A 26,657-nucleotide genomic window follows, 5' to 3' on the forward strand; every position below is an offset into this window, starting at 1 on the left:
ATATATAAACTTTATATTCATTTTGTTTCTAACAATTATATATGTATATTAGCACATACTTTAAAATTCAACAATAGTATTCAACTGCTTCTACAGGTTGTAATATTTCATAAAGATAGTATATTCTTATCAAAATTATAAAGCTAATAGCCTTAATTGCTTTTATAGATTATACGATTTTATTAGAAATGAATTGTTATACAACTTTAATAAAAAAAGACATACATTAAAAATATTTGTAATTATACAAATGCAAGATTTAGAACAATAAGTTTGACAAAGTAATATAATATATTGACTGTATATAGTTTTTTATATGTTGACAAATATTTTTTTATATATTATAATCTCATAGAAATTAAATATCTCGGTAGGTGAGGCTACCATAGGGATACGGGTTGCTGCCGCAAAATAGTGGAGACACTATGAGAAGGTCAACAGTTTATGTCGATTCCAAGGCATAATCTAATGCAATTTCATCGCCCTATGAAGTTAAAGCTTGAACGATGATTAAACATTTTATACTGTATTATAAATATACTTAGGTTTTCTATGCCTTGGTTGTTTTTATTGTAGGTTTAATTCCCTTGTCATTGTTTATGCTTTGATAAGGGATTTTTTAATGTTTATTTTAGATTTATATATTTTGAATTTTGGAGGTGAGAAGAATGGACGCAGGAAGTAGTAATAACATAAGCTCTGTTGAGCGAAGTAGTCACTTATTTGAAGAATTGTACTATTTTGTACGTCTTATTTCTTCTGCCTATTTTTAATAAACTTAAAACTAGTGATGTTTTTCGTCACAGACTTATGTCTTTACTTCCTTATTTTCAAGAAATAGATAACTATTTAAGGAGGTCTCAGACATGTTAAAAAAATTAAATAAAAAACTTATTACACAAACTATATGTAATTCAACTTCAAAAGAACGTATACTTGATTCAGCTATAATGAAAGACTATATTTTATTAAATGAATATAAAAATTCTTATAATGGTTACTCTGAAAAAATGGTTAATATAATGAGAGACAAGTATGGTAATAACGAAATCACTCAAAAATCTGGTAATTCAATGATAAAAAAATTTGTAAAAGCTTTTGTAAACCCATTTACCATTGTACTCTTTATTTTAGCTATAATTTCTTTTGTCACAGATGTTATTTTAGCAAAGCCAACTGATAAAAATGCAACTACAGTCATTATCGTATTGACAATGGTAGCTATAAGTGGATTACTACAATTTATTCAAGAATCTCGTTCTGGAAAAGCAGCACAAGCCCTAAGTGATATGGTAAATACTACTATATCAGTTATGCGTGAGTCTAAAGGATTAATAGAAATACCACTAAGTGATATTGTTGTAGGAGATATTATTCATATTGCTGCTGGTGATATGATTCCAGCTGATGTACGTATATTACAATGTAAAGACTTATTCGTTAGTCAATCTTCTCTTACAGGAGAAAGTGAGCCAATAGAAAAATTTTCTGATGTCTACAAAGGAACTACCAATAATATACTTGATTTAGATAATATTGCATTTATGGGTAGTAACATAATTAGTGGCTCAGCCATAGCTATTGTTATTTCAGTAGGTAATTGTACTGTATTCGGTTCTATGGCTCAGCAAATAACAAACAATAAAACTATAACAGGTTTTGAAAAGGGTGTTAACTCAGTTTCATGGGTACTTATAAGATTTATGTTTGTTATGGTTCCAATAGTTCTCTTTGTAAATGGTTTTACAAAAGGTAATTGGATGGAAGCTTTTTTGTTTGCACTTTCAATAGCTGTTGGACTTACACCAGAGATGTTACCAATGTTAGTATCTGCTAACCTTGCTAAGGGAGCAGTTGCTATGTCAAAGAAGAAAGTTATTGTTAAAGATTTAGGCTCCATACAAAACTTTGGTGCTATGGACATACTTTGCACTGACAAGACTGGAACTTTGACTAAAGACAAAGTAGTTTTAGAATATTCTCTTGATATTCATGGAAAAGAAGATAAACGAATTCTTCGCCATGCATTTTTAAATAGTTATCATCAGACAGGGCTTAAAAATCTTATGGATATAGCTATTATTGACCATGCAAATGATAATGGTATGCAAGAGCTTTGGAGAGATTATACAAAAGTTGATGAAATTCCATTTGATTTTAATAGAAGAAGAATGAGTGTAGTGATTAAAAATAAATTTGGAAAAACTCAGCTCATTACAAAAGGTGCTATTGAAGAGATGTTGTCAATTTGTACTCATGTTGAGTATAAAGGTGAGATTCAGTTGATAACAGATGAAATACGTAAAGAAATTATTACAATAGTTTCTAAATACAACGATAAGGGTATGAGAGTTTTGGGAATTGCACAGAAAAATAACCCTTCTCCTGTAGATGAATTTTCAGTTTCTGACGAAAGTAACATGGTTTTAATAGGTTACCTTGCATTCCTTGACCCACCAAAGGAAAGTACATCTAATGCAGTAAAAGCTCTACTTAAAAATGGTGTTGATATAAAGGTTCTAACTGGTGACAATGATGCAGTAACAAAGTATATTTGCAAACAAGTAGGCATTAAAATCGAAAATATCTTACTTGGTTCAGACATAGAAAACATGGATGATAAAAATCTTGATAAAATAGTAGAAAATACAAGTATATTTGCAAAGATTTCTCCAGAACAAAAATCTCGTATAGTTGCATCTCTTCGTAGAAATGGACATATCGTTGGATTTATGGGTGATGGCATAAATGATGCCGCTGCTATGAAGGAGTCTGATGTTGGCATATCCGTAGATACAGCGGTTGATATAGCTAAAGAATGTGCAAATATTATACTACTTGAAAAAGACCTTATGGTACTAGAACAAGGTGCCATTGAAGGACGAAAAACATATGCAAATATTATAAAATATATAAAGATGACTGCAAGTTCTAATTTTGGTAATATGTTCTCTGTATTAATAGCAAGTGCATTCTTACCATTTTTACCAATGCTACCAATTCAAATCTTAATACTAAACTTAATTTATGATATTTCATGTATAACTATTCCATGGGATAATGTGGATGATGATTATCTAAAAGTCCCAAGAAAATGGGATTCATCATCTATAAGCAAATTCATGACTTGGATTGGTCCAACTAGTTCAGTATTTGATATTACAACATATATACTAATGTATTTTATAGTATGCCCAAGTGTATTTGGTGGAAGTTTTCATAGCTTAGATACTACAGGTCAGCTTGGATTTATATCTCTATTTCATGCTGGATGGTTTATAGAATCTTTATGGTCTCAAACATTGGTTATTCATATGATAAGAACTCCACACATCCCATTTATTAAAAGTCGAGCTTCATGGAAATTAACTCTTTTTACAACAATGGGAATTGTTATTGGTACTGTTATACCCTATACATCCCTTGGTCATGCTATTGGTATGATGCCACTTCCAAGTATATACTTTATTGGATTGATTTTTACTATTTTATCTTATATGGTATTGGTAACTCTATTAAAAAAGATATTTATAAAAAAATATGGAGAATTATTATAACTAATACTATCCTTCATCTTAATAATATAAACTTTAATTTATTATGCTATCAAGGTGACTATATAAAAATAACTTTTTTTGTTGACTATAATCACGTATTATGATAACATGATTTAAGCTATAATTAGCAAAATATATTTTAAATAAATAAGATAATATCAAAAGTACAAAGTACAATTTAAATATAAATAAACTAGAATTACTATTAAGATTAGGATGTGAATAATTATGATTTATATAAAATTAGTTAAACTTGTTAGAAAACTTAACTCTACACAAATGTATACGATGAAGCGTTGTGTAGAGGTTAATCTGGAAGCTTAGAGCTTTCTATCTTCATCGGCAAATATAGGTTGGATAGTATAGTTTTCTGCTATGCTTATTTAAAATCGCCTATTTGCCGATAGATATATAGATTTTCTGGTCATAGACAACAATGCTTGTCTATGACCTTTTGTTTTTCCAAAAGCAGAGGTCGGCATTTTAAAATGCCTTTCCTCTGCTTTTTTTATTTTCATAAATTTTTTAATAAAAGAAAAGGAGTTTGAATTATGAGTTTATTAAAAGTAACTAATTTATCACAAGGTTTTATGGATAAGTCACTGTATGAAAAAGCTAACTTTGATTTATTCAAAGGTGAACATATTGGTATAGTTGGTCAAAATGGTGTAGGTAAAAGTACCTTAATTAAAATTTTATTAGGAGAAGTTATTCCAGATGAAGGAGAAATCAAGTGGCAAACTAGTATCAAAATAGGTCATTTAGACCAATATGCAGAAATTAATAGAGATACAACAATATCCCTCTATTTACACACTGCCTTTGAAGAACTTTATAAAATAGAAAAGGAGATGAACTTTCTATATCAAGAAAGTGCTCTATCTGGAAATGAGCAACAACTAATTAAAGCATCAGAGTATCAAGAATTATTAATAGCAAACAACTTCTATTCTATAGACAATGAAGTGAACAGAATAGCAACTGGTCTTGGATTAGATTCAATAGGAATGAATCGTGTTGTTGGAGAACTTAGTGGTGGACAAAGAGCAAAAGTAATCTTAGCAAAATTACTACTTTCTAATCATGAAGTTTTATTATTAGATGAGCCAACAAACTTTTTAGATAAAGAACATGTTGAATGGCTTGCTAACTATTTAAGCACATTTAGTGGTGCATTTATTGTGGTTTCTCACGATTTTGATTTTCTAGAAAAAATTTCTACAGGTATTCTTGATATAGAATTTGGAATGATTAAGAAATATCATGGAAAATATTCAGAGTTCCTTAAGCAAAAATCACACTTAAGAGAAGATTATATTCGAAGATATCATGCACAACAAAAGAAAATAGAAAAAGAAGAGATATTTATACGTAAAAATAAAGCTGGAGTTAATTCGAAAATTGCAAGAGGAAGACAAAAACAATTGGATAAAATAGAAAGAATAGCTCCTCCTAGTTTTGTAGGAAAACCAAATATTCAATTTTCAGAGACTGAAATATCTGCTCAAAATGCTCTTACAGTAACTAATCTTGAGGTTGGCTACTACTATTCTTTACTTCCAAAATTAAATTTCTCTGTTGATGGAGGTCAAAAAATAGTTATAACTGGATTTAATGGAATTGGTAAGTCAACTTTATTAAAGACATTAGTTAAAGATATTCCTTGTATCTCTGGAAGTTTTCAGTTTTCAGAGCAAGTTAAAATTGGTTATTATGAGCAAGATTTAAAATGGGAAAATCCTACTAAGACACCCCTTCAAATAGTGGCAGATAAGTATCCAAAATTTAATACAAAAGAAATTAGACGTCATCTAGCCAGATGTGGTGTAAAGGAAGAGCATGTCTCAAGGAGTGTATCTACTTTGAGTGGTGGTGAACAATCTAAGGTTAAATTATGTTGTATGATGTTATCTCCTTGCAATTTTTTGATTCTAGATGAACCAACCAACCATTTTGATGCTGAAACAAAGGATGCTTTACAAAGTGCTTTAAAACAGTTTAAAGGAAGTATCATACTAGTCTCTCATGAAGAAAAATTTTATAAAGGTTGGATTGATAAGGTATTTAATATAGAAAAACAATTAATATAAATTTATATGTTATATGATATATTGTTTAATTAGTACTTCAATACATGTATTAATATTTTAGTTAAAGTTTCATTGCTAGGAAACTTTAAAGAATAAATGTCTACAAGAGTATAAAGTCTATTGCTAAGATACAAATATTAATAGGCACTTGTTTAGGAGTGCCTATTAATATTAAAATTTGTTCTAATCAACTCTATTCACAAGTTTATATCCTAGACCTTTAACTGTTATAAGTACTTTAGGATTTGAAGGATTATCTTCAATTTTTTCTCTTATATGTCGTATATGTACCATAATTGTATTATCACAGATACTGCTATATACACCCCACACTTGTTCATAAAGCCTTTCTTTTCCTATAATTTTATTTACATTTTGAGCCATGTAACTTAAAAGTTGATATTCTCTTCCTGTTAACTCAATTTCATCTCCATTTTTATATACACGACATCCTTCTGTATCAATAGTAATATTACCTAACTTAATAACTACATCATCCGATGGTATAATGCTTTGGTACTGTTGTCTACGCAATTGAGCTTTAACTCGAAAGACAACCTCTCTTGGACTAAATGGCTTCGTTATATAATCATCCCCACCACTACTAAGACCAAGTATTTTGTCAATATCATCATCTTTTGATGAAAGAAAAAGAATTGAGCAGTATGAGAACTCTCTAATTTTTTTACACACTTCTATCCCATCCACATCTGGTAACATTATGTCAAGAATAATGACATCTGGACATTCTGTCTTACACAAAGAAATAGCATCTAAACCATTATAAGCTTTAACAATATTTTTAAAACCATCCTTTATCAAAACTTCTTCAATTAGATTTATTATATCTTTCTCATCATCAACAAGTAATATTTTTTTATTAAAGTATGTCTCCATATTAAAATCGCTCCTATAAAGAGTTATTTTTTTCTATTTAATTCTATCGCTCTCTATGTTCTGCTTAAAGTATATTCAAATAATTAAATAAAATCAATTATAAATTAAATTCTAATTAATCATAACTTTTCTCATATTAATTTAAGCAGTAAAATAAAAACTTATCAGAATTAGCAAAGACACTCTCTCGTTTTAACAATTTCAATATTAATGAAATTATATTGTTTATGTAATAATTTCGTTAATTATATATATTACGATAGCAAACTACACTTAGCATTTTCGATATACTGTTTGCATACAGCCCACACCTTATCTATTGCCTCTTTATTATTGACATAAGGCGGATAAACCTCTTTGCTTGTAATAATTTTTATAAATGATATTGAATCATCAGCCATTTTAACAATTTGACCTCGATGATTTATTAGTTTTCCAGTAATACCTGTATAAACATTAGAGGTACAAATTGAAAAGTAAGCCTTTCCAATAGTTTCTGGCTCTAGTATAATAAGGTTTTGTAAAAATGCAAGTGTTTTCCAATAAGAATTAAACTTATTAATTGTTTCTTTACTCATTTTTGTTGCTGGAACCATAATTGCATTTACACTTATATTATAAGGCTTGTATTTTTGTTTCATCATAGTTGTAGCCATAAGTAAAGCCATTTTAGAATCCCCATAAATTTGATATGAATTATATTGTTTATCCTCTATGGCTTCCCCACTTAAAACTCCAAAATTAATTTTTCTTCTTTCATCAAAAAAATGTTTTATATTTGTGCTACAAACATTTAGAATTTTAGGATTATTTGATTTAGCAAGTACATCCAATAATAACTCAGTCATGAGAACTGGCCCAAATAGATTGGTAGCAAAGGTTAGTTCCACACCATCAATACTTTTTTGAAATCTTTTTTCTCCATGTCTGAAATGTCCAGCATTATGAATTAAAATATCTAGAACACCATATTTATTCTTATACATCTCACAAAAACTATAAATTGATTGTTTTGATGAAATATCAAGTTGAAGCAAATCTATATTAGTATTTTTAGTCCTATCAATAAGTTCTTCATGCACTGCTTCACTAGTCTTAATATTTCGACATGCCATTATGACCCTATAACCTTCTGATGCAAACTTAAATGCTGCTGCCTTCCCTATTCCTGAATTAGCTCCAGTTATGATTACAATTCTTTTCACACTAGCTACCCCCTTTTTCTTGATTATGACCATTCTTTGAGCATTCATTAATTAGTTTTTTCTTTAAGTTCTCAAACCATTCTATTTCAAAATTTGTCCTATCAATCCCAAACTGTAAAGTCAATAATTCAAAATCAATTATATCTTGAATATCTCTTTGCATGTCAGAAGGTTCAGTGTCTTGTGAAAAGTGATTAAACTGTGCTTGGTTTTCTTCTATACAAGTAATGAACTGTAATTTTGCAATATTGATGTCTTGTTTTTTGATATTCTCTAACTGCTCTCTTTCTTTTTTGAGGTCTACAAGATAAGATTCTATTAATGATAATCTTTTTTTCGTTGGCACAAAACCCATAAAAAATAGTTTACTTAATTCCATATCCTTCATTTTGCCTGAGATCATAGCAGTCTGTACCCATTTTAAAAACCATAATTTCCCTTCATCAGTTAATACATAAAATTTCTTATTTACACTATTTTCAATAATTTCTTCATATACTATCATTTTCTTTTCAAGTAATTTTTTTATTGCAGCTTGAATGCTTCCCATACTATTGCTACACATTGAAGTGAAATTTATTTCTATGATGTTTCTTATTTCATAAATTGTTAGTTTCTTAAACATAAGTAATCCTAAAATAATTTTATCCATTTTACTTACTCTCCTTTTATATTACTAATAGTAACATCCCTAATAGATAAAATCAACCACTAAAAAAACTAAGGTAATGTCTTCAGGCTCTATCTACTAATAAAAAATGTCTATCAATCATCTATAAAAGTAGCCCATAAATTTGACTTAATTATTTATGAATATCTTTTCTTTTTAGGGAAGCATATAGCAGAAAGGTTCAATAAGCCTATTGTTAGGATTATTACTGCACCAGCTCCTAATGAAATTCTGATGAAAGAATTTATTAACTCCAGCCGAAGATTAAGCATATTCTGTTTTAAATGGATATGTTACAGATGGACTAGAAAAGTGTCAAACGGTGTTGAGTTAATGACTGATTCTTGGTTAAAAGAAATTAGAAGTACAGGTAGTAATGAATTTGGTGCTGATTTGATTATGCAATATATGAATAACAAAATATTAAAAAAAAATTAAAATTGTAATGTTGTTAAGAACAGACTTGCCATAAAGGAATAAATTCAAAAGAAGAAATACAATAAAAGCCCATAAATAACGGAAAAATCGTTATTTATGGACTAAATGATACACAGTTAAAAAAGATATATGTTAACTATAATTGTTCTTATATATAGTTATACTTATTCTTATATTTATATATAAAACTAACTGTTAAAAATAAAGTTAATAGCTCAGCAATTGGTACTGCTAGCCATATACCATATATATCCAATATATTTGGTAATATCAGCAAACCTATAGTTATAAAACCAAACGTGCGTAAAAAAGATAGTATTGCAGATATTTTTCCATTTGATAGTGCTGTAAACATAGATGATGTAAAAATATTGAATCCACAGAAAATAAAACTAAAAGAAAATATATAAAATCCGGACCTTGTAATCTTATAAACATTGCTTCCTCTTTGAGAAAAAATCTCTACTATACTTGGTGAACATATCATAGAAAAAACAAATACCACTAAAGAAGCTACTGAGATAAATAATATACAAATTTTAAAAATGTACTTTAACTGTACATTATTTCTACTTCCATAATTATAACTTATTATTGGAGCAACTCCCATTGAAAAGCCAATATAAATTGAAGTTAAAAGGAACTGAGAATAAATAATTATTGTAATAGCTGCAACTCCATCTTCACCAATCAACTTCATCATTATAATATTAAATAAAAAAGTGGTAACTGCTGTTGATAATTGACTCACCATTTCAGATGAACCGTTAAAACAAGCCTCAAACAATACTTTCTTATCTACTTTAGGTATACAAAATTTAAGTACCCCGTTACTTTTTGAAAAGAAAACTAACCCTGCAATAGCAGGAATTAAATATCCTATACCTGTTGCAAGTGCTGCTCCACCAATACCCATTTGTAATGGAACAATGAACACATAATCTAAAATTATATTAGTGCACCCTGCACCTATCACTAACCATAATCCAAACTTTGGTTTCCCAGCTGTCACAAATAGACTTTGAAATAATACTTGTAATATATTAGCAGAAGCAAAAATCAAAATAATAAAAAGATACGAGCGACAATATTTAATCAAAATCTCACTTGCTCCTAACCATATAATAATATAATCCATAAATACAATCCCAATACCAGTAATTATCATCCCAAGTACAACTCCAAATAATACGATTAAAGTAAAAACTTTCTTTGCTTCATCAGTCTCACCATTACCCATCTTACGAGCTACTATAGCACTCCCCCCAGTAGCAAGCATAGTTCCAAGTCCAACGATAATATTAATAATAGGGCATACAATATTAATTGCTGATAAAGCATTTGTATTAACAAATCTTGAAACGAATATAGTATCAACAATTGTATATAGCCCCATAAAAATCATCATAAAAATAGTGGGAAATGCAAATTTTAATAGAGAAAACAAATTAAACCTTTGTGCAAGTAAATTATTCTGAGCATGAAGATTATCTTGCTTTCGATTTTCTGAATAAAATATATCACTCATTCAATTCATTCTCTTGTACATTACTTATATCTAAAATTATATCCAACCTATTAGGCATTAAAAGACCCCCTTTCTCCATAAAGATTATATCTAATTGCTTGAATAGATTTTTAATTAATCTTGCTATTATACGTTATCATAATATCTAAAAATAACTTCTTAACCTTTACTCCAAGCATTTTATGATTTTAATCACTAACACTTGTTTTTATTGTTTAGTATCACATGAAACGTGTTTACTTATGAACATTCACATAGTATCTTTTTTCAACTCTTTAGAAAATATATGTATCATTACTTCTTCAATAGCCGAGATGCTTGCTACAACACAAATCATACTAGTAAACAAACTTATGTTAGCCAAATTATAAAATAAAGGGAAACAGAACAACATAAATCCAGATATTTTATTTCCATATGTGTGTAATATAAAAAATGTATTGTATTTATAAATTACTATAATTATTGATGTAATACGAATGATAGCAATTACTACTACCCATAACACTATATACTTTGGTATATTTATTATGGGAAGCATAATAACAGATGTGGAGATTACAAAACATATATCTGCTATGCTATCAAGCCTTGAGCCAAATTCACTTGTTAGATTCATTTTTCTAGCTATATATCCATCTAAAAAGTCACTTAATCCACAAACAATATAGATTATAAAAAATAAATTAGAGAATACTTCTGTTTTAAGTAATACTATTGATAAAATAATTCTAAGTATAGTAATAATATTTGCTATATTTTTAATTCTCATCACCTCAAAGCTGTAAAATTGTTAACTACTTGCACTTTTATAATGCCTCATACCTAACTTCCAAAATCTCCACATAAACAATGTAAACAAGAATACAATTAAGATTGAATATCTGAACCTCCCATGACTAAAGTCACAGGGTTCCTGCTTCATAGAATTTTGCATACTAAAATATGTCTTACAAACTCTCCACAGGCTATCCCCGTAGTTCCTACGGTTCTTACATACGTTATCTATTTTAAACTGTTATTAGTCTTAACCCTTCTTTTAATATATTTATACTTGCATTTATATCTCTATCATGAGTTTCATTACAACAAGGACAAATCCATTCTCTTATATTTAAATTCTTCATTTCCTCGTTTTTGTACCCACATTTATTGCATATTTGTGAACTTGCAAAGAATTTACCTACCTTTACAATTTGTCTACCATACCAATTAGCCTTGTATTCTAATTGACGAACAAACTCTGACCATGACACATCAGAAATTAAGCGAGATAATTTACGATTTCTAGTCATATTCTTTACTTGTAAATCTTCTATGCAAATAATATCATTCTCTCGTATTAATTTAGTAGATAGTTTTTGTAGAAAATCCTTCCTTTGATTAGCTATATGTTCTTGAAGTCTTGCAACTTTTAACCTTGCTTTATTTCTATTTAAACTACCAATTGTTTTTCTCGATAGTTCTCTTTGTAATTTAGAAAGTTTATTTAATGACTTTTGAAGATACTTAGGATTTTCTATAAATTGTCCACAACTTGAGATACAAAATTCTTTAATTCCTAAATCTAAACCTATCTGATTATTAGTATTTTCAAATGCTTCAATATCTATATCAGTACAACATAATGATACATAATATTTACCACTTGGTTCTTTGGATACTGTAGCATTAAGTATTCTCCCTTGAGGTACTTGTTTATCCCTTACTTTAACCATACCAAGTTTAGGTAATTTTATATATTGACTAAAGTACATAATGTTTCCATTTGTAAAGTTAGTTCTATATGAAAATCTATTAGTTTTCTTTGATTTAAATTTAGGAAATCCTGCATTTTTTTTAAAGAATTTTTTATATGCGTTTTCTAAATCTTTTAAGGTATTTTGTAGTGAAAATTTGTCAGGTTCTTTAAGCCACTCTAATTCTCTTTTTAAATTGGTCAAATCAGAACTACACTGTTTATAAGTAAAAGTTTCTTTATTGTTTTCATAAACTTCTATTTTTTTAGCAAGATACTTATTATATACAAATCTACAACATCCAAAAGTTTTGTTAATTAACTCTTGCTGTTTTTTATTTGGATACATTCTAAACTTATAAGCTTTTTCCACTACTATCACCTCACTTTAATTGTTTTTTATGATTATTAATATACATATCCGAGTAACTTCTATTTTTCATCACCCATTATAATATTAACAAACGTAATTATTTAAAACAATTATTTCGAAGGTTTTATATTTATTTTTAAATAACATATGTAAGAACCGTAAGTTCTAACTTTTATCATTTTTGAGGTTGTCGTTCACATAAGTTCGCTACTACCTATGCAGTTCTCTTATGAACTTCTTACACTTTCATGCAAGCACAGACTATATCTTATCCTTCGGCATTATCCGTTAAGGTCTACCCACTTCCACTACCGATAACTTGTAGTGTACTTCCCTCAGGAGGAATAGTCGTTGAAGTTTCTCCTATTCGGAGTTTACCTGCTGATTGCCCATTTTAAAGTACTTAGGGTTTAACCTTATACCATCTAACCAATTTTTTCTACTTTCGTAACTTTCACACTTAGGTTTATTTCATCCTTATGTTTTAGTTTGGTTAGCTTTAGGGGTTTCCAGCAATTCAAGTAGTATTGGATAGGTTCTATCCTATCTCTACATATAAGTTTCCCTATATGCCGACTATTTTAGCTACTAACTCACGACTAAAGTCACAAGTGTGCGTAGCTATTTTTTAATCAATCCATTCATTGTTATTGTACCAGCCAAAATTTGAGTTGGAATTGTTGACATAATTCCATATGGTAAAATTAAATAGAATAATAATTTAAAAACACCTTCATATATTACACCAGGAATTTTCATGTTCATTGGTAATAAATTATCTTCTAATCTCATTATAGCAGAAGAAGATATAACAAAAAATGAAACTGTTCGAAGTATAATCCCTACATCATAAAAAAGTAATGTCATCAATAGTACCATGCAGATATACATTATTATTGTGATATAAGTTATCCTTGGATTTAATTCAGATACCCCATATAAAACTATAAGTATACTTGCCAAAATTAATGGCGATGAACCAATATTAATATTTTCAAATGTCAATCTAAATAGTGGGTCTATTGGTTTTGTAATATAGTAATCTAATTCTCCTTCTTGAATTTTTCTTGGAATATCATAAATACCAAAAAAGAAAATCGTCATATTTATTGCATTTATTAATGAAAAAGTTCCTATAAATATTAGCATTTCTCCATGTTGCCAACCCCCTATTGAGTCTATATGAGAATATATACCATTAAACATTAATAATTGTAATATAAATAATGAACTATCTACAAAAAATGCTCCAAAAAAATCAAACCTAAATACCATCATCTTTGATAATTTCATCTTTAGTAACATAAATATTATTTTGAAATTTTTTTTCATTATATCCCCGCCCCATCAAATAATGTTCTCATTCTTTTATATATGATTTTATTCACTATAAAAAAGAATAAAACCCATAATGCTATAATAATCAATCCTTGTGTTGCCTCACTGCTGTTTCTATCTATTAGTAACATAGATGGTAAATAAGCTGTATAATAAAATGGAAATATCTTCATAACTGATACTACAACTTCTGGCAAAAGTATTAGTGGTATCATTGTTCCTGTAACAAATTCAGAGATATTTTCAATTATCATTCTAAAAAATCCAATCTCAAGAAATTTAAACGACAAAATTCCAATAAAGAAATGAAGTTGCATCATAAAAACAAGCCCTAAAAAAATCATTAAAATTGAAATAAATATTTGAACTGGATTAGATGTAAAAGCAAAATCCAACTTAAATATGAAAATCCATACAAAAGCAGAAATCAGATTAAATACAAAATAGAAACATGTCATTCCAAAATTTTTAGCAATAAAATAATTTTGAACATTAATTGGAATAATCATATATTTTGAAAATGTACCTAATTTTACACGATTACATATCTCTTCACTAGTACTCTTTGACATATCAATACCTGATAAAAATGAGCTTATTATGTAATAAGACAACATTGAATTAAATGTAAAGCCAGAAACTATTTTATTTTCACCAAAAACTGCTTTCCATAAGATATAAGCAAATAAAATTTTTATAATAGTAAACATCATATTAACTACTACATCAAATCTCCAGATAAGTTGTACTTTGAAATTAATTTTGGCTACTTCATAATATCTTCGTATATTTTGTTTAAATTTATAAAACATTGAATGACTAGAATATACCTGATTATAGTTGCTCACGATATTCCTCACTTCCTTTCTTATATATTCTCTCTACAATATTACCTATATCTTCTTCTTCAATTATCATATCCTTGACATCATAATTATCAAAAATCCATTTAACAGTTTCATTTCCTCTTTCTTTTGGCATAACTACTGATATCTTATGCTTTGTTTGCTCAATGATTTTACAATCTTTCGGAAATTTAATATCAGTTTCATCAGCGAAACTAACTGTTATTTTTTTATATTTTTGGAAATGATTAAACAATTCTTCTGTAGAACCATCATATATTTTATGACTATTTTCTACAACGATACTTCTACTACATAAGCTCTTAATATCCTCCATATAATGAGAAGTAAGTATAATAGTAGTTCCCTTTGTTTCATTCACTTCCTTTAGAAAATATCTAATTTGTTTTTGTGCTACAGCATCTAGACCTATTGTTGGTTCATCCAAAAACAATATTTTAGGATTATGAAGAAGAGCTACTATTAGCTCCATCTTCATTCTCTCTCCTAAAGAAAGTGTTCTAACTTGTACATTTAAATAGTCTGATACCTCAAATAATTCAATAAAGTAATCTAAATTTCTTTTATATTCTTCATTAGATATATCATATAGCTCTTTAAATAAAAGAAATGTATCTGCTGGTGTCAATTCAAAGAATAGTTGACTTTTTTGTCCCATAACAACAGCGTACTGTTTTTTAAAGTTGTTTTCCAACTTATTAGGATAATAACCCATAACGGATATATCTCCAGAAGATGGTGCAATAATACCAGTTAACATCTTAACAAGAGTAGTTTTCCCAGCTCCGTTTTGCCCTATTAATCCAACAAATTCACCTTCCTCTACTTCTAAATCAAATGATGATATAGCTGTTTTCTCTGTGTATTTCCTGTTAAATAAAGATTTTACACTTCCCATAAGCCCTGGCTCTTTCTCAAATCTTTTATAAGATTTAGTCAGTTGCCTAAGTTCAATTATACTCATTTCAACTACCTCCATATTTCATAATTTATATAAAAAAAGCCCACAGGTATATCTGCCTTTTTCTGTGCATGTATTGACCAGCACAAAAACAGAAAACTCCTGTGGACTAGAAAAGTTAATACTTTCTATTTCAACATAATTATAATCAAAATAATACTATGCAAAATTAATAAAAGTGTAGCAGATTAAAGCCTACTACACCATAATTTAACAAAGTAATATATATTTCAAATACTATCTGTTGTCATATGTCAGTTATCTATAAAGGCAGAATAAGACACACAAATTAAATGTATCAAAAATACACTTAAAAATTCTGATTATATAGAATATATGTGTCTCCAACTATTTAATTGTTGGTTACCATTATATAACTCCGACATCAAGGCACTCCTTTCATAGTATTATTATTGACATCATATCATAAAGATTATTTATGTTCAAGTATAGATTAAAACTCTAATGCATTTAGATTTATTTTATTTCTTCATAGTTAAATTCAAATCTAATTTACCATTTTTCTTTATAGTTTTAAAATGTAATGCTTCTATTAAAATTGATTACTTTTCTATAATAAATTTATTATAAAAAACATACTTCTCTCTACACATAATGCAATTTATTTAGTTCTATATTATAATATTGTAATAATAGTTTAATTTATAATACACTAAAACTATAAACTGCAAATCTTAAGGAGGTAATGTATGGAAAATAATACGATACAAAAAAGATTAAATGATTTATCAAAAAAGATTTGGCATATTTATGTTTTAAATCCAGAAGAAGAAGGTATTAAATTTATTATCTCCTTATTAGAGGATAACCTTACATTAATTGGAACAGGAAAGCATGAATTTTATGAAACATTAGAAGAATTTATTATAAATCTTAAAAAGGATCAAAAAGAATCAGAACAGATAGACTTTGAAATTATAGATGAATGGTATTCATGTACCAAAGTCACAGATGAAACTTTTATAGTATATGGGACTCTTTGGGTAATAGAAAAAAATTATTTAGGAAAAGATGTCTATATAGAAATGGATACTCGCTTTACAATGGTATACAAAGTTATAGATGATATAATTAGACTTATTCATGTGCATCATTCTATTCCAAACTTTGACCAAATGAAAGATGAGTATTATCCTAAAACAATAGCTGAAAAAGCACAAGAAGCATTAGCAATGGCAAATGAATTTAAGCAAAAATCAGAAAAAGACCTTATGACTGGACTATATAATCGACATTTTTTTGAAGTACATATAAAAAAAATGCTTGAAACTGTTTCACATGGGTATTTTTACATTTTTGATTTAGATAATTTTAAGCAGGTAAACGATATATTTGGTCATATTCGAGGAGATGAGATACTAATACATTTTTCAAAAATTTTGACTAAAGTATTTGTCAATGATGCTATTATTGGAAGACTTGGTGGAGATGAATTTGCTGTCTTTGAATATAGTAATCAATCGAAAGAAGATGTTGAAAATAAAGCAAAAAAAGTTTTAGAATTGTGTTCTAATAGCAATTCTTGTTCTATAGGTATCTCTAGATTTGAAAATAACTCAGATACTTTTCAATCTTTGTACAAACAATCGGATTATGCTCTGTATTACTCAAAAAGAAATAATAAAGGAAGTTTTAGTTGGTTTTAGTTCTAAATATATTAAAACATATAAAGTAAAATCCAAAATGGTATGTTTTTATTCTATGCCATTTTGGATACTTATATAAAATTTATGATTGTTTTAACGTCTGCCTTTTAAAGCAAATGCTCTTCATAAAATATTCTATGATATATACTAATAAGCAAATGTAATAAATAGTTTTTCAATTTGACTTTAGTATAACTAATCTCTCGTTTTGCTTATGCTTCTAAATAATTTATTGTATTAGCTAGTGATTTAGTGCTAATAGACGAAACTATTATTGAAAACACTGTAGTAACAATTGTTGGTATCATTGTAAAAGGTGAAAGAGAAAAAATATTAGTAACTAAGGCACAGAGTATTACTGCTACTACAATTGCTGTTGGCACAGATTTACGTTTGAACCCAATTGACATTGCTATTGCTGAAAATCCTCCTGCTATAATAGCCATCAGCAATGTCAGAAAAATAGACTTACTTATTATACTAATTGAGAGATTATCATTAACAATTTGAAAAATTGATTCACTTAAGAAAAATATAACAAACATGAGTAAATTACTCAAAACCATTCCTCCAACCGTAAATAAAGTTACTAATAAGAATTTAGAATAAAACATCTTTTTTCTTTCAATTGGATAAGAAAATAGTAATACAGCTCGTTTGCCAATATATTCATCAATAATAAATCGTGAATGCATAACAGAACTAAGTACACAAAAACATGCCATATTTATAGAACTAACAATAGATAGTATCCCTATATAACCAGAAAATTCCCCATCTGAACCTGTCATAGACATATATGCAAACATATATAGCATACAGAAATTACACATAGTAATGACTGCCACAGCTATTAGATAGATTTTAACATTGGTACGCCTTAATTCTAACTTCATTAAATTATACATAAGTATTTCCTCCACTCATAATATTAAAAAAATAATCTTCAAGCCCATTTGGAAATTTTTCCTTAATAGAGGCTAAAGTAATTTCTTCTACAATACTACCATTTACAATCACACCAATAATATCTGCCATATACTCAATTTCACTAAGAATATGGCTAGATATTAGAATAGTCATATTCTCTTCTTGAACAAGTCTTATAAAAAGTTCTCTCATTTCACGTATTCCCATTGGATCTAATCCATTTATTGGCTCATCAAGTATTAAAATACGTGGTTTATGAATAATTGCTCTAGCTATTCCTAATCGTTGTCTCATGCCAAGAGAAAATTGAGATACAGGCTTTTTACCTGTACTAACAAGTCCTACATCATTTAATGTTTTTTCAATATTAGCATCAATAGCACCCATATATTTAAGGTGTATTTCTAAATTTTCTGTAGCAGAAAGATTGTCATAAAAAATAGGAGATTCAATCATACATCCAAGTTGTTTCAATATTTTGTTATAATTTGTTTCAACATCTAAACCAAGAATGTTTATTTGTCCATAAGTTGGATTTAATAGTCCTGTTATAAGTTTAAAAATTGTTGTTTTTCCTGCACCGTTTGCTCCTAAGAAACCATAAATTACTCCCTGTGGAACTGTCATATTACATCTATAAATAACTTCTTTCTCATTAAAAGTTTTGGTTAAGTTTTGAACATTAATAATTTTATTATCCATATAATATCTCCTCATTTTTTAATTAATAGAAACTTCTTTTCGCTATGCATTTAGTTACTAAGCACAAATAGCAATATATCTTTACATATAGTTATATAAACCAACTATTTTTAACTTATAATAGTCATCATATTGACCATTATAGAATATCATAAGTTTCAAATATAGTCAATATGATGACTATTATATTTTAATAATTCTATTTTCAAGAGTGATGTCAAAGGATTATATTTTTTAATTAAAATTGATACTGTTATAGAGAATTTTTCTTAAAAAATCCATAAAAAAGGCTCTACAAAGAACCTTTCCTGTTTTTATTGTTTAAATCCTAATATAGGTAATTCCTTAATATCATAGTAAACAGAATGAGTAGAATAAAAACAACTGCACTCATATCCTAATTATCTTATTTATTTTTAAAATATTTTTTATTTATCTTTGAAATATTTTTAAATTTCTTTTCTTTTTCCGCCAAATAGTTGCTTTTATCATCTGCGAATATTGCTTCAGTTTTTAGCTTACGATAAGCTTCCCACCTTTTAGGAGAAAGTTCCTGATTTGCAATGGCTTCCCAAATAGCACAACCTGGCTCTGAAGTATGAGTACAATTACGGAAACGACATTTTCCGAAGTAAACTTCTACATCTGCAAAACTTTTATCTAAGCCCTCCAAAGCATGCCACATTCCCAACTGTCGCATACCTGGTGTATCAATAACAATACCACCACCTGATATTAAAAATAACTCTCGTCTAGTTGTGGCATGTCGTCCTTTATCATCATCTATGCGAATTTCCTTCGTATTTAGAAGTTCTTCACCCAACATACAATTAATTAATGAAGATTTTCCAACTCCTGATGAACCAAGTAAAGCAATAGTATAGCCTGATTTAATATACTTAGAAAGCTCTTTCCAACCATCTGGTTCTATAGAAGAAGTAACAACTACATCTACACCCAAAGCTACAGAATTAATTGCATGTAACTTGCGATATAAATTGTCACATAAGTCCACTTTAGTGAGTACTATTACCGGAATTGCCCCACTTTCCCATGCCATAGAGAGATACCTCTCTAATCGATGAATGTTAAAATCCTTGTTTAGTGACATACATAGAAAAACAATGTCAATGTTAGCTACAACTACCTGTTCCTCATTTGTCTTTCCAGCAGACTTACGTATGAACAAGCTTTTTCTACGAAGCACATGATGAATAATAGCATTGCCATTTTTATCAGTACATCGGTCTAACATAACAAAATCTCCAACAGCTGGGAAGTCAGATGGTATAGTAACTTCAAAACGCAACTTTCCTGATACCTCTGCAAAAAGTTCACCATTCTCACACATCGCACGATAAAGGTTCTTTTCCTGTGATACAATACGTGCAATATACAGACCACTATATTCGATACTCTGAGCTATAAAACTGTTATCTAGACCATATTCCTGTAAATCAATCTGTTTTATATCTTTCATTTTTCTTCCTCCTTTTCTAATTTCTCAGTGATTTTTTCCAGTGGAAAAGGTGGTTGTGCCAATGGTTTTAGTGCAATCGACATCAATTTCACTTGATTATCATCTGCTGCCACTCTATTAGAACTAAGATGACCACATCGTATGCAACGATGAATAATTGCCCACTCTCCATTTTTTCTTACCCACACTCCGATGGGTTCCATATTACCATCACAATCCGCAGCACGGTCACCAGGAATAATATCCACATGAAGACTATGTAGACAATGTGGACAATGATTTCTATGTTGTGTCCCAGAACCTTCAGGAACTACAAGGCAACCACACTTTTTGCAAATAAAGTTATCTAGACAGGAATTATCCTGATAATAAGCTCGTTTTCTATTTGTATAATTCATTTTTAAATCCTCCTTAAGATAAACATCTTACACTTTCCACTAAGTTCAATAATGCTCATTTTTATTGACTCAATATCTTATATTTTTCACAAAAAAAATCCACAGGTATTTATATCTGCCTTTTTATGTAGTATATATTTACCTACATAAAAACAGAAAACTCCTGTGGACTAGAAAATTTAATATTTTCTATTTCAACATAATTATATTTAAAATAATACTATGTTAAATTAATAAAGGTGTAGCAGATTAAAGCCCACTACACCACAATTTAACAAAGTAATATATAATATTATTATTTGTTGTCATATGTTAGTTATCTATAAAGGCAGAGTAAGACACAATAATTAAATGTATCAAAAATACACTTAAAAATTCTGATTAAACAGAATATCTATGTCTCCAACTATTTATTTGTTGGTTACCATTATATATAACTCCGACATCAAGCAAAACTCTCCTTTTCTAATAATATTATTGATATTTTACCATAAAATATCCTTATGTTCAACTACAATTTAACATACTCATACATTTAAGTTTATATCTTTTCTTTACTCTATATCATTTAAGATTCTTATCAAATCTAATATTAGCTCAATATTAATTTTTTATAATAAGTATCTTTTGTATTTTTCCTTATGATTAATCTTACTATAAAGCTCAAAACAAATTCTTATTTTTAGCTATACTCTACTATAGAAACTTTATTTAGTTTTGTTTTTGTTATTATCTAATACTACTCCAATAACTAACCCCATGGACAAACCAATAGCGAGATTTTTAAATACTAAACCCAAAATAACACCAAAGCATAATCCTAATGCCAAATAACTTACATTTTCATCTTTCATATCTCTTACTCTCTCCTACCCATATTTATCTATATTATATTAAAATAATCTTATAAAATTTAAAAGCGCATATCTTACACCTTTAAATTTTATAAGATTATAGTCTTTGCCCTATAGCTTTGAAATCAAGTTTCATATACATGTGTTTCCCTTTCCTAGAATATTTACACATATTGTAATCCTTTTGAAAGTATATTATAATAAATTGCTAAAATTATTTGTTCCATTTATTATAAGTAAACCTATTTTTTGCTTTTATTATAGTTTACAAGTTGTTACATAACGCTTGTAAATACATTTTTTATCCAATCAATTATTAAGTCCTTTAAGTGTTCTTCTGTATAACTTGTCCCAACTCCAAAGTTAAAATTTATATAGTTATAAGTATCAATATTATCATCATTTATCAAAGTATTTGCTTATTTTTATTTAATTTCTTGATAAATTACAGTATTTATTTGTATAAAAAATAGAGTTTTTTCTCATCTGACATTGTGACAAGTTTCCATGTAAGGTCAACATTAAAATTACTTTTTTAAGACATACTGCTTAAACCAATGTATTTATATGTCTTTTTTGTTTATCTATTTTATTAAATATATTAGTATTTGAATTTTGTTTATATTCTTTAACATCCTCATCTAATTTTTCTATTCTAGACTCTATTTTCTTTATTTCTTCTTGTGTCATATTTATAAAATTTTTAAGCATGCCTTCAAGCTCTTCACGAGTTTTACCTAATAAAGACAAATCTTCAGATACTTTATCATTGTTATTGTAAACCTCTTTATCGGTCTTTTTTTGTTCTAGTTCTTCTAATTCTTTATCATTTAATTTCTTATCTTTAATTTCTTCATTGAGCTCTTTAGTTATTAAAGATTCTTTCTCCTCATTTATATCTAGATAAGTCGAATTTTCATCTAACATTGTATTTTTATTTTCATCTTCTATATCACTATTTTTTATACTCATTTCTATATTAGAAAAGTCATTAATTGTTTCTCTTATTTCTGACTTAGGTAAGTTCTTAATCGCCTCATTTATTTTTTTAGTATAAATCTCTTGTCTCTCTTTCAAATCTCTAATTCGATTATTAAGTTCTTGTTTTTGTCTCATGATATTAGATAGATAATTGTCTTTTCCTGTATTAGCATTTTTATTAATAATCTTTTCACTAGTTTCTTTATTTATCATATCATTTTTATAACTAAATGAGTACTGACTTTCATGTTTATTAGAAATCTTCATTAATTTTATCCTCCTAAAATAAACTACTTCTTAAGTCTAGATTAATAGTTAAATATTGTCATTTACTTTTTACAACTTCAATATTTCTATAAAGTAAAATCTCTTTTATAAGAGATTCTTTATAATCTAAGTAAATTCAGTATTCGTCACAAGTTATATATATTATCGGAAATATCAAGTTTTTCTAAAGTATTTTTCTTGTAGTATTATATAAACATTTTCAACTTACACAATTTCTTATAAGTTATCAGAAACTTCATTTTGCTCAATCAACATTATTTTAAAATTCTAATTTGTAAACTAAATTTGCCACCGAGATTAAGTTACGTTGGCAAATCGGTGGCAAATACAATATATTATTAATATATAATCTATATAAATGTACTATTTCTTGATTATCTTAGCTACAGTTTCCACATGTGTAGAATGAGGGAACATATCTACAGGCTGAGCCTCGACACATTTAAATCCGTGCATATTTAGATAATCTAAATCCCTAGCTAACGTAGAAGGATTACAAGAAACATAAACAATTCTCTCAGGATTCATTGAAACAATAGTCTCTAGAACCTTTTCGTCACATCCCTTTCTAGGTGGGTCTACAACTACAACATTCGCAGTTTTACCCTGACTGTACATCTTAGGTACAACCTCTTCTGCCTTACCAACATAGAATTCTGCATTATGTATGTTGTTTAATCTAGCATTTATCTTAGCATCCTTTATAGCGTCTTCTATAATTTCTATTCCATAAACTTTTTTAGCCTTTTGTGCCAAAAATAAAGATATTGTACCTATACCACAGTAGATATCAAAAACAGTATCAGTATCCTTTAGACTTGCATACTCAAGAGCTTTATCATATAATACTTTAGTTTGGACAGGATTTACTTGGAAAAATGATAATGGTGAAATCTCAAACACTAAGTCACCTATATAATCATTTATTTTACCATCACCATAAATAACTATATTTTCTCTTCCTAAAATAGCATTTGTATCTTTTTGATTTACATTTACAACCAAAGTTTTAAACCCAGGTATATTTTCCTTAAGTACAGAAGCTAATTCTTTAAGATATGGAAGTTTATTTCCATTAGCTACTAATACAACCATCACTTCTTTAGTTGTAAAACCTATTTTTGTTACTAAGTGTCTAATTAATCCTGTATGAGTCTTTTCATCATATATACTTACCTTATAGGCTCTTATATATGTTTTTATTATCTTAACAATTTTATCATTTATCTCATGTTGTATTACGCATTTTTCTGTCGATATTACATCATGAGTCTTCTTTTTGTAAAATCCAATAATTGGAACACCATCATTCTTTTGTATTGGAAATTGTGCTTTATTTCTATATCTATATGGATTCTCCATTCCTATAGTGTTATGAACTTCTACGTCATCTAACTTACCTATTCTAGCAAGTACTTGTTTCACTTCATTCGTTTTCATTTCAAGTTGCTTATTATAATCTAAATCTTGTATCTGACATCCTCCACAATCCCTAAGATTGTCATTACACACTCTTTTTACTCTAAACGGAGACTTCTCTATTATTTCAACAATATCTCCTACGGCATAATTTTTCTTTACTTTATTAATCCTAACTTTTACCTTATCTTGTATTAATCCGCCCTCTACAAAAACTGTAATACCATTGTACTTTCCAACTCCTACTCCGCCTTGTCCAATGTCTACTATATCTACAATATACACCTCGTTTTTCGAAAGCATAAATCACCCTCCAATCAATCTATTATATTTTAATCTTTACAAACTTTTTTCTTTAAATTTATATTAAAATATTGCTATTAACTAAACTATATTTTTTACTAAGCTACAATATTTTATTTTACCAAAAAAAAAGGAGCTTATAAAGCCCCTTGACAAATAAATTTATTATTTTTCCTATAAAACTCTAGTTGAACCTCTATATACCACACCTCTTGATGCATCCACAGTTACAACTTCTCCATTTTCTACTAGATTTGTTATATCTGTTGCAGACACAATAACTGGTATATCTAAATTTATACCTACAATAGCTGTATGTGATGTCATTCCACCATTCTCTGTTACTACAGCTCCTGCTTTCTCTATATAATTGTTCATTTCAGCATCAGTAGTCGTAGAAACAAGTATATCTCCTTCATTGAAATCTACACAAGCCTCTCCATTCTTTATTACACGAACTTTACCTTCCACTGTTTGAGTACCTACACCTATACCTTGAACAATTTCTTCACTTATTACATGAACTTTTATTAAGTTAGTAGTTCCGCTTACCCCTACTGGTACTCCAGCAGTTATAACTACTAACTCTCCATTATCTATATAATCTGCTTGTCTAGCTGCCTCTATTGCTTTTTCTATAACTTCATCTGTATTTCCTGCAACAGAAGATTTAACTGGATAAACTCCCCATGTAAGAGCTAGTTTATTCATAGTCTTTTCATTATTTGTAGTAGCTATTATTGGAGATTTTGGTCTAAACTTAGATACCATTCTAGCAGTATATCCCGAAGAAGTAGACGTTATTATAGCTGATGCATTTAAATCTACTGCTGTTGTACAAGTTGCATGACTTATTGCATCTGTTACAGTAACATTATTAGTTCCATTTTCCTTTAGTAATCTATCATAATCTAAAGTTTCTTCTGTTCTTTTTGCTATTGTAGCCATCATTTTTACTGCTTCTACAGGATATTTTCCAGCAGCAGTTTCTCCAGATAACATTATCGCATCTGTTCCATCATATATAGCATTAGCAACGTCTGTAACTTCTGCTCTTGTTGGTCTTGGATTTCTTATCATAGAATCAAGCATTTGAGTAGCAGTTACAACTGGTTTTGCTAATTCATTACATTTTTTTATCATCATTTTTTGAACTATTGGCATCTCTTCAGTAGGTATCTCAACACCTAAGTCACCTCTAGCCACCATTATACCATCAGAAACCTTTAATATTTCATCTAGGTTCTCTACACCTTCTTGGTTTTCTATCTTAGATATTATTTGTATATCAGTTGCATTATTATTTTCTAGTATTTCTCTTATCGCTAGTACATCAGATGCCTTTCTTACAAAAGAAGCTGCTATATAATCTATACCTTGACTTATTCCAAACTCTATATCACTTATATCTTTAGGAGTTATTGCTGGTAAATTTATCTTAACACCAGGTACATTTACTCCCTTGTGATTTTTAACTATCCCTGAGTTTTCAACAATACAAACTATATCTTCTCCATTTATTTCTTTTACTCTTAAGCCAACTAAGCCATCATCTATTAATATAGAATCTCCTGCTTTAACGTCTTCAGCAAGACCTTTATAGCTTACTGTACACATTTCTTTAGTTCCCATAACATCTTTCATAGTTATAGTGAACTTTTGCCCTTCTTCTAAAAATACCTCTGGGTCTTCAAAATTACCTGTTCTAATTTCTGGACCTTTAGTGTCTAATAATATAGCAACTGGCTTATTTAATTTCTCTCTAACTTTTTTTGCCATATCTATTCTTTCCTTATGTTCTTCATGTGAACCATGAGAAAAGTTAAATCTACACACATTTAGACCATTTTGCATAAGTTGAGTTAAAACTTCTTCGCTTTGTGATGCTGGACCTAGTGTACAAACAATTTTTGTCTTCTTTACATTATTTAACATATTTGCTCCTCCTGAGATATTATTCCACAGATTTATTTT

At 28.4% G+C, this 26,657-nt stretch carries 21 protein-coding genes and 1 riboswitch; of the genes, 4 read left to right on the top strand and 17 right to left on the bottom strand.

Annotated features, from left to right (window positions below):
- Positions 1 to 359: 359 nt before the first annotated feature.
- Positions 360 to 518: riboswitch (M-box (ykoK) riboswitch) on the top strand.
- 348 nt (positions 519 to 866) lie between these two features.
- Together mgtA and ACTG45_RS18175 are read left to right on the top strand one after the other, a co-directional pair.
- Positions 867 to 3,557: a magnesium-translocating P-type ATPase gene (gene mgtA, locus ACTG45_RS18170; RefSeq protein WP_479919537.1), complete on the top strand. Its 2,691-nt coding sequence runs from the start codon at positions 867 to 869 to the stop codon at positions 3,555 to 3,557.
- A 551-nt stretch (positions 3,558 to 4,108) separates the two neighbouring features.
- Positions 4,109 to 5,647 carry an ABC-F family ATP-binding cassette domain-containing protein gene (locus ACTG45_RS18175; protein ID WP_479919538.1) on the top strand — a complete coding sequence of 513 codons (1,539 nt, stop codon included), beginning with the start codon at positions 4,109 to 4,111 and terminating at the stop codon, positions 5,645 to 5,647.
- Positions 5,648 to 5,830: 183 nt separating this feature from the next.
- On the opposite strand, the gene ACTG45_RS18180 is transcribed toward ACTG45_RS18175, so the two are convergent.
- The 3 genes from ACTG45_RS18180 to ACTG45_RS18190 all read right to left on the bottom strand — a co-directional run bounded on the left by ACTG45_RS18180 (position 5,831) and on the right by ACTG45_RS18190 (position 8,401).
- Positions 5,831 to 6,544, bottom strand: coding sequence for a response regulator transcription factor (locus ACTG45_RS18180; RefSeq protein WP_021386284.1), 714 nt, complete (start codon positions 6,542 to 6,544; stop codon positions 5,831 to 5,833).
- A gap of 254 nt (positions 6,545 to 6,798) precedes the next feature.
- The gene (locus tag ACTG45_RS18185) at positions 6,799 to 7,749 is read right to left on the bottom strand and encodes an SDR family NAD(P)-dependent oxidoreductase (protein ID WP_021386283.1); all 951 of its coding nucleotides are present in this window, start codon (positions 7,747 to 7,749) and stop codon (positions 6,799 to 6,801) included.
- 1 nt (position 7,750) lies between these two features.
- Positions 7,751 to 8,401 carry a PadR family transcriptional regulator gene (locus tag ACTG45_RS18190; RefSeq protein WP_479919539.1) on the bottom strand — a complete coding sequence of 217 codons (651 nt, stop codon included), beginning with the start codon at positions 8,399 to 8,401 and terminating at the stop codon, positions 7,751 to 7,753.
- A gap of 330 nt (positions 8,402 to 8,731) precedes the next feature.
- On the opposite strand from ACTG45_RS18190, the gene ACTG45_RS18195 reads away from it, so the two are divergent.
- Positions 8,732 to 8,857: a hypothetical protein gene (locus ACTG45_RS18195; protein WP_021386290.1), complete on the top strand. Its 126-nt coding sequence runs from the start codon at positions 8,732 to 8,734 to the stop codon at positions 8,855 to 8,857.
- 148 nt (positions 8,858 to 9,005) lie between these two features.
- On the opposite strand, the gene ACTG45_RS18200 is transcribed toward ACTG45_RS18195, so the two are convergent.
- From ACTG45_RS18200 to ACTG45_RS18225, 6 genes are all read right to left on the bottom strand, one after another.
- Positions 9,006 to 10,385, bottom strand: a complete 1,380-nt coding sequence (locus ACTG45_RS18200) for an MATE family efflux transporter (RefSeq protein ID WP_479919540.1) — start codon at positions 10,383 to 10,385, stop codon at positions 9,006 to 9,008.
- Positions 10,386 to 10,635: 250 nt separating this feature from the next.
- Positions 10,636 to 11,157, bottom strand: a complete 522-nt coding sequence (locus ACTG45_RS18205; protein ID WP_479919541.1) for a CDP-alcohol phosphatidyltransferase family protein — start codon at positions 11,155 to 11,157, stop codon at positions 10,636 to 10,638.
- 238 nt (positions 11,158 to 11,395) lie between these two features.
- Complete coding sequence (tnpB, locus tag ACTG45_RS18210) at positions 11,396 to 12,505, bottom strand: IS200/IS605 family element RNA-guided endonuclease TnpB (RefSeq protein WP_479919542.1); 1,110 nt, start codon at positions 12,503 to 12,505, stop codon at positions 11,396 to 11,398.
- A 612-nt stretch (positions 12,506 to 13,117) separates the two neighbouring features.
- The gene (locus ACTG45_RS18215; protein ID WP_479919543.1) at positions 13,118 to 13,828 is read right to left on the bottom strand and encodes an ABC transporter permease; all 711 of its coding nucleotides are present in this window, start codon (positions 13,826 to 13,828) and stop codon (positions 13,118 to 13,120) included.
- Complete coding sequence (locus ACTG45_RS18220) at positions 13,828 to 14,682, bottom strand: ABC transporter permease (protein ID WP_479917657.1); 855 nt, start codon at positions 14,680 to 14,682, stop codon at positions 13,828 to 13,830. Before ACTG45_RS18220 ends, ACTG45_RS18215 begins: the two co-directional genes overlap by 1 nt.
- Positions 14,669 to 15,664 carry an ABC transporter ATP-binding protein gene (locus ACTG45_RS18225; RefSeq protein ID WP_021386331.1) on the bottom strand — a complete coding sequence of 332 codons (996 nt, stop codon included), beginning with the start codon at positions 15,662 to 15,664 and terminating at the stop codon, positions 14,669 to 14,671. Before ACTG45_RS18225 ends, ACTG45_RS18220 begins: the two co-directional genes overlap by 14 nt.
- A gap of 707 nt (positions 15,665 to 16,371) precedes the next feature.
- Between ACTG45_RS18225 and ACTG45_RS18230 the strand changes: the two genes are divergently transcribed.
- Positions 16,372 to 17,328 carry a GGDEF domain-containing protein gene (locus ACTG45_RS18230; protein ID WP_479917658.1) on the top strand — a complete coding sequence of 319 codons (957 nt, stop codon included), beginning with the start codon at positions 16,372 to 16,374 and terminating at the stop codon, positions 17,326 to 17,328.
- A 212-nt stretch (positions 17,329 to 17,540) separates the two neighbouring features.
- On the opposite strand, the gene ACTG45_RS18235 is transcribed toward ACTG45_RS18230, so the two are convergent.
- The 8 genes from ACTG45_RS18235 to pyk form a co-directional block, all read right to left on the bottom strand.
- A complete protein-coding gene (locus tag ACTG45_RS18235; protein ID WP_479919544.1) occupies positions 17,541 to 18,236 on the bottom strand; it encodes an ABC transporter permease in 696 nt (231 codons plus the stop codon).
- A complete protein-coding gene (locus tag ACTG45_RS18240) occupies positions 18,229 to 18,960 on the bottom strand; it encodes an ABC transporter ATP-binding protein (RefSeq protein WP_479919545.1) in 732 nt (243 codons plus the stop codon). The genes ACTG45_RS18235 and ACTG45_RS18240 overlap by 8 nt, the downstream gene beginning before the upstream one ends.
- 406 nt (positions 18,961 to 19,366) lie before the next feature.
- Positions 19,367 to 20,311: a ribosome small subunit-dependent GTPase A gene (gene rsgA / locus ACTG45_RS18245; protein WP_479919546.1), complete on the bottom strand. Its 945-nt coding sequence runs from the start codon at positions 20,309 to 20,311 to the stop codon at positions 19,367 to 19,369.
- 125 nt (positions 20,312 to 20,436) lie between these two features.
- Positions 20,437 to 20,838 (bottom strand): RNHCP domain-containing protein, encoded by a 402-nt coding sequence (locus tag ACTG45_RS18250; RefSeq protein ID WP_021386311.1) that lies wholly within the window; start codon positions 20,836 to 20,838, stop codon positions 20,437 to 20,439.
- Between the two features lie 707 nt (positions 20,839 to 21,545).
- Complete coding sequence (locus ACTG45_RS18255) at positions 21,546 to 21,692, bottom strand: glycine zipper domain-containing protein (protein ID WP_021386309.1); 147 nt, start codon at positions 21,690 to 21,692, stop codon at positions 21,546 to 21,548.
- A gap of 549 nt (positions 21,693 to 22,241) precedes the next feature.
- Complete coding sequence (locus ACTG45_RS18260) at positions 22,242 to 22,940, bottom strand: hypothetical protein (protein ID WP_479919547.1); 699 nt, start codon at positions 22,938 to 22,940, stop codon at positions 22,242 to 22,244.
- 384 nt (positions 22,941 to 23,324) lie between these two features.
- On the bottom strand, positions 23,325 to 24,683 hold the full coding sequence (gene rlmD / locus ACTG45_RS18265; protein WP_479919548.1) for a 23S rRNA (uracil(1939)-C(5))-methyltransferase RlmD: 1,359 nt from the start codon (positions 24,681 to 24,683) through the stop codon (positions 23,325 to 23,327).
- A 174-nt stretch (positions 24,684 to 24,857) separates the two neighbouring features.
- Complete coding sequence (pyk, locus tag ACTG45_RS18270; RefSeq protein ID WP_021386316.1) at positions 24,858 to 26,618, bottom strand: pyruvate kinase; 1,761 nt, start codon at positions 26,616 to 26,618, stop codon at positions 24,858 to 24,860.
- Between the last annotated feature and the right edge of the window lie 39 nt (positions 26,619 to 26,657).

Source organism: Clostridioides sp. LIBA-7602 (genome assembly GCF_056688945.1).

Coding starts and splice junctions, on each gene's coding strand:
- mgtA (WP_479919537.1), top strand. CDS start 867: ATGTTAAAAAAATTAAATAAAAAACTTATTACACAAACTATATGTAAT.
- ACTG45_RS18175 (WP_479919538.1), top strand. CDS start 4,109: ATGAGTTTATTAAAAGTAACTAATTTATCACAAGGTTTTATGGATAAG.
- ACTG45_RS18180 (WP_021386284.1), bottom strand. CDS start 6,544: ATGGAGACATACTTTAATAAAAAAATATTACTTGTTGATGATGAGAAA.
- ACTG45_RS18190 (WP_479919539.1), bottom strand. CDS start 8,401: ATGGATAAAATTATTTTAGGATTACTTATGTTTAAGAAACTAACAATT.
- ACTG45_RS18200 (WP_479919540.1), bottom strand. CDS start 10,385: ATGAGTGATATATTTTATTCAGAAAATCGAAAGCAAGATAATCTTCAT.
- ACTG45_RS18205 (WP_479919541.1), bottom strand. CDS start 11,157: ATGAGAATTAAAAATATAGCAAATATTATTACTATACTTAGAATTATT.
- ACTG45_RS18215 (WP_479919543.1), bottom strand. CDS start 13,828: ATGAAAAAAAATTTCAAAATAATATTTATGTTACTAAAGATGAAATTA.
- ACTG45_RS18225 (WP_021386331.1), bottom strand. CDS start 15,664: ATGAGTATAATTGAACTTAGGCAACTGACTAAATCTTATAAAAGATTT.
- ACTG45_RS18230 (WP_479917658.1), top strand. CDS start 16,372: ATGGAAAATAATACGATACAAAAAAGATTAAATGATTTATCAAAAAAG.
- ACTG45_RS18235 (WP_479919544.1), bottom strand. CDS start 18,236: ATGTATAATTTAATGAAGTTAGAATTAAGGCGTACCAATGTTAAAATC.
- ACTG45_RS18240 (WP_479919545.1), bottom strand. CDS start 18,960: ATGGATAATAAAATTATTAATGTTCAAAACTTAACCAAAACTTTTAAT.
- rsgA (WP_479919546.1), bottom strand. CDS start 20,311: ATGTGTGAGAATGGTGAACTTTTTGCAGAGGTATCAGGAAAGTTGCGT.
- ACTG45_RS18250 (WP_021386311.1), bottom strand. CDS start 20,838: ATGAATTATACAAATAGAAAACGAGCTTATTATCAGGATAATTCCTGT.
- ACTG45_RS18255 (WP_021386309.1), bottom strand. CDS start 21,692: ATGAAAGATGAAAATGTAAGTTATTTGGCATTAGGATTATGCTTTGGT.
- ACTG45_RS18260 (WP_479919547.1), bottom strand. CDS start 22,940: ATGAAGATTTCTAATAAACATGAAAGTCAGTACTCATTTAGTTATAAA.
- rlmD (WP_479919548.1), bottom strand. CDS start 24,683: ATGCTTTCGAAAAACGAGGTGTATATTGTAGATATAGTAGACATTGGA.
- pyk (WP_021386316.1), bottom strand. CDS start 26,618: ATGTTAAATAATGTAAAGAAGACAAAAATTGTTTGTACACTAGGTCCA.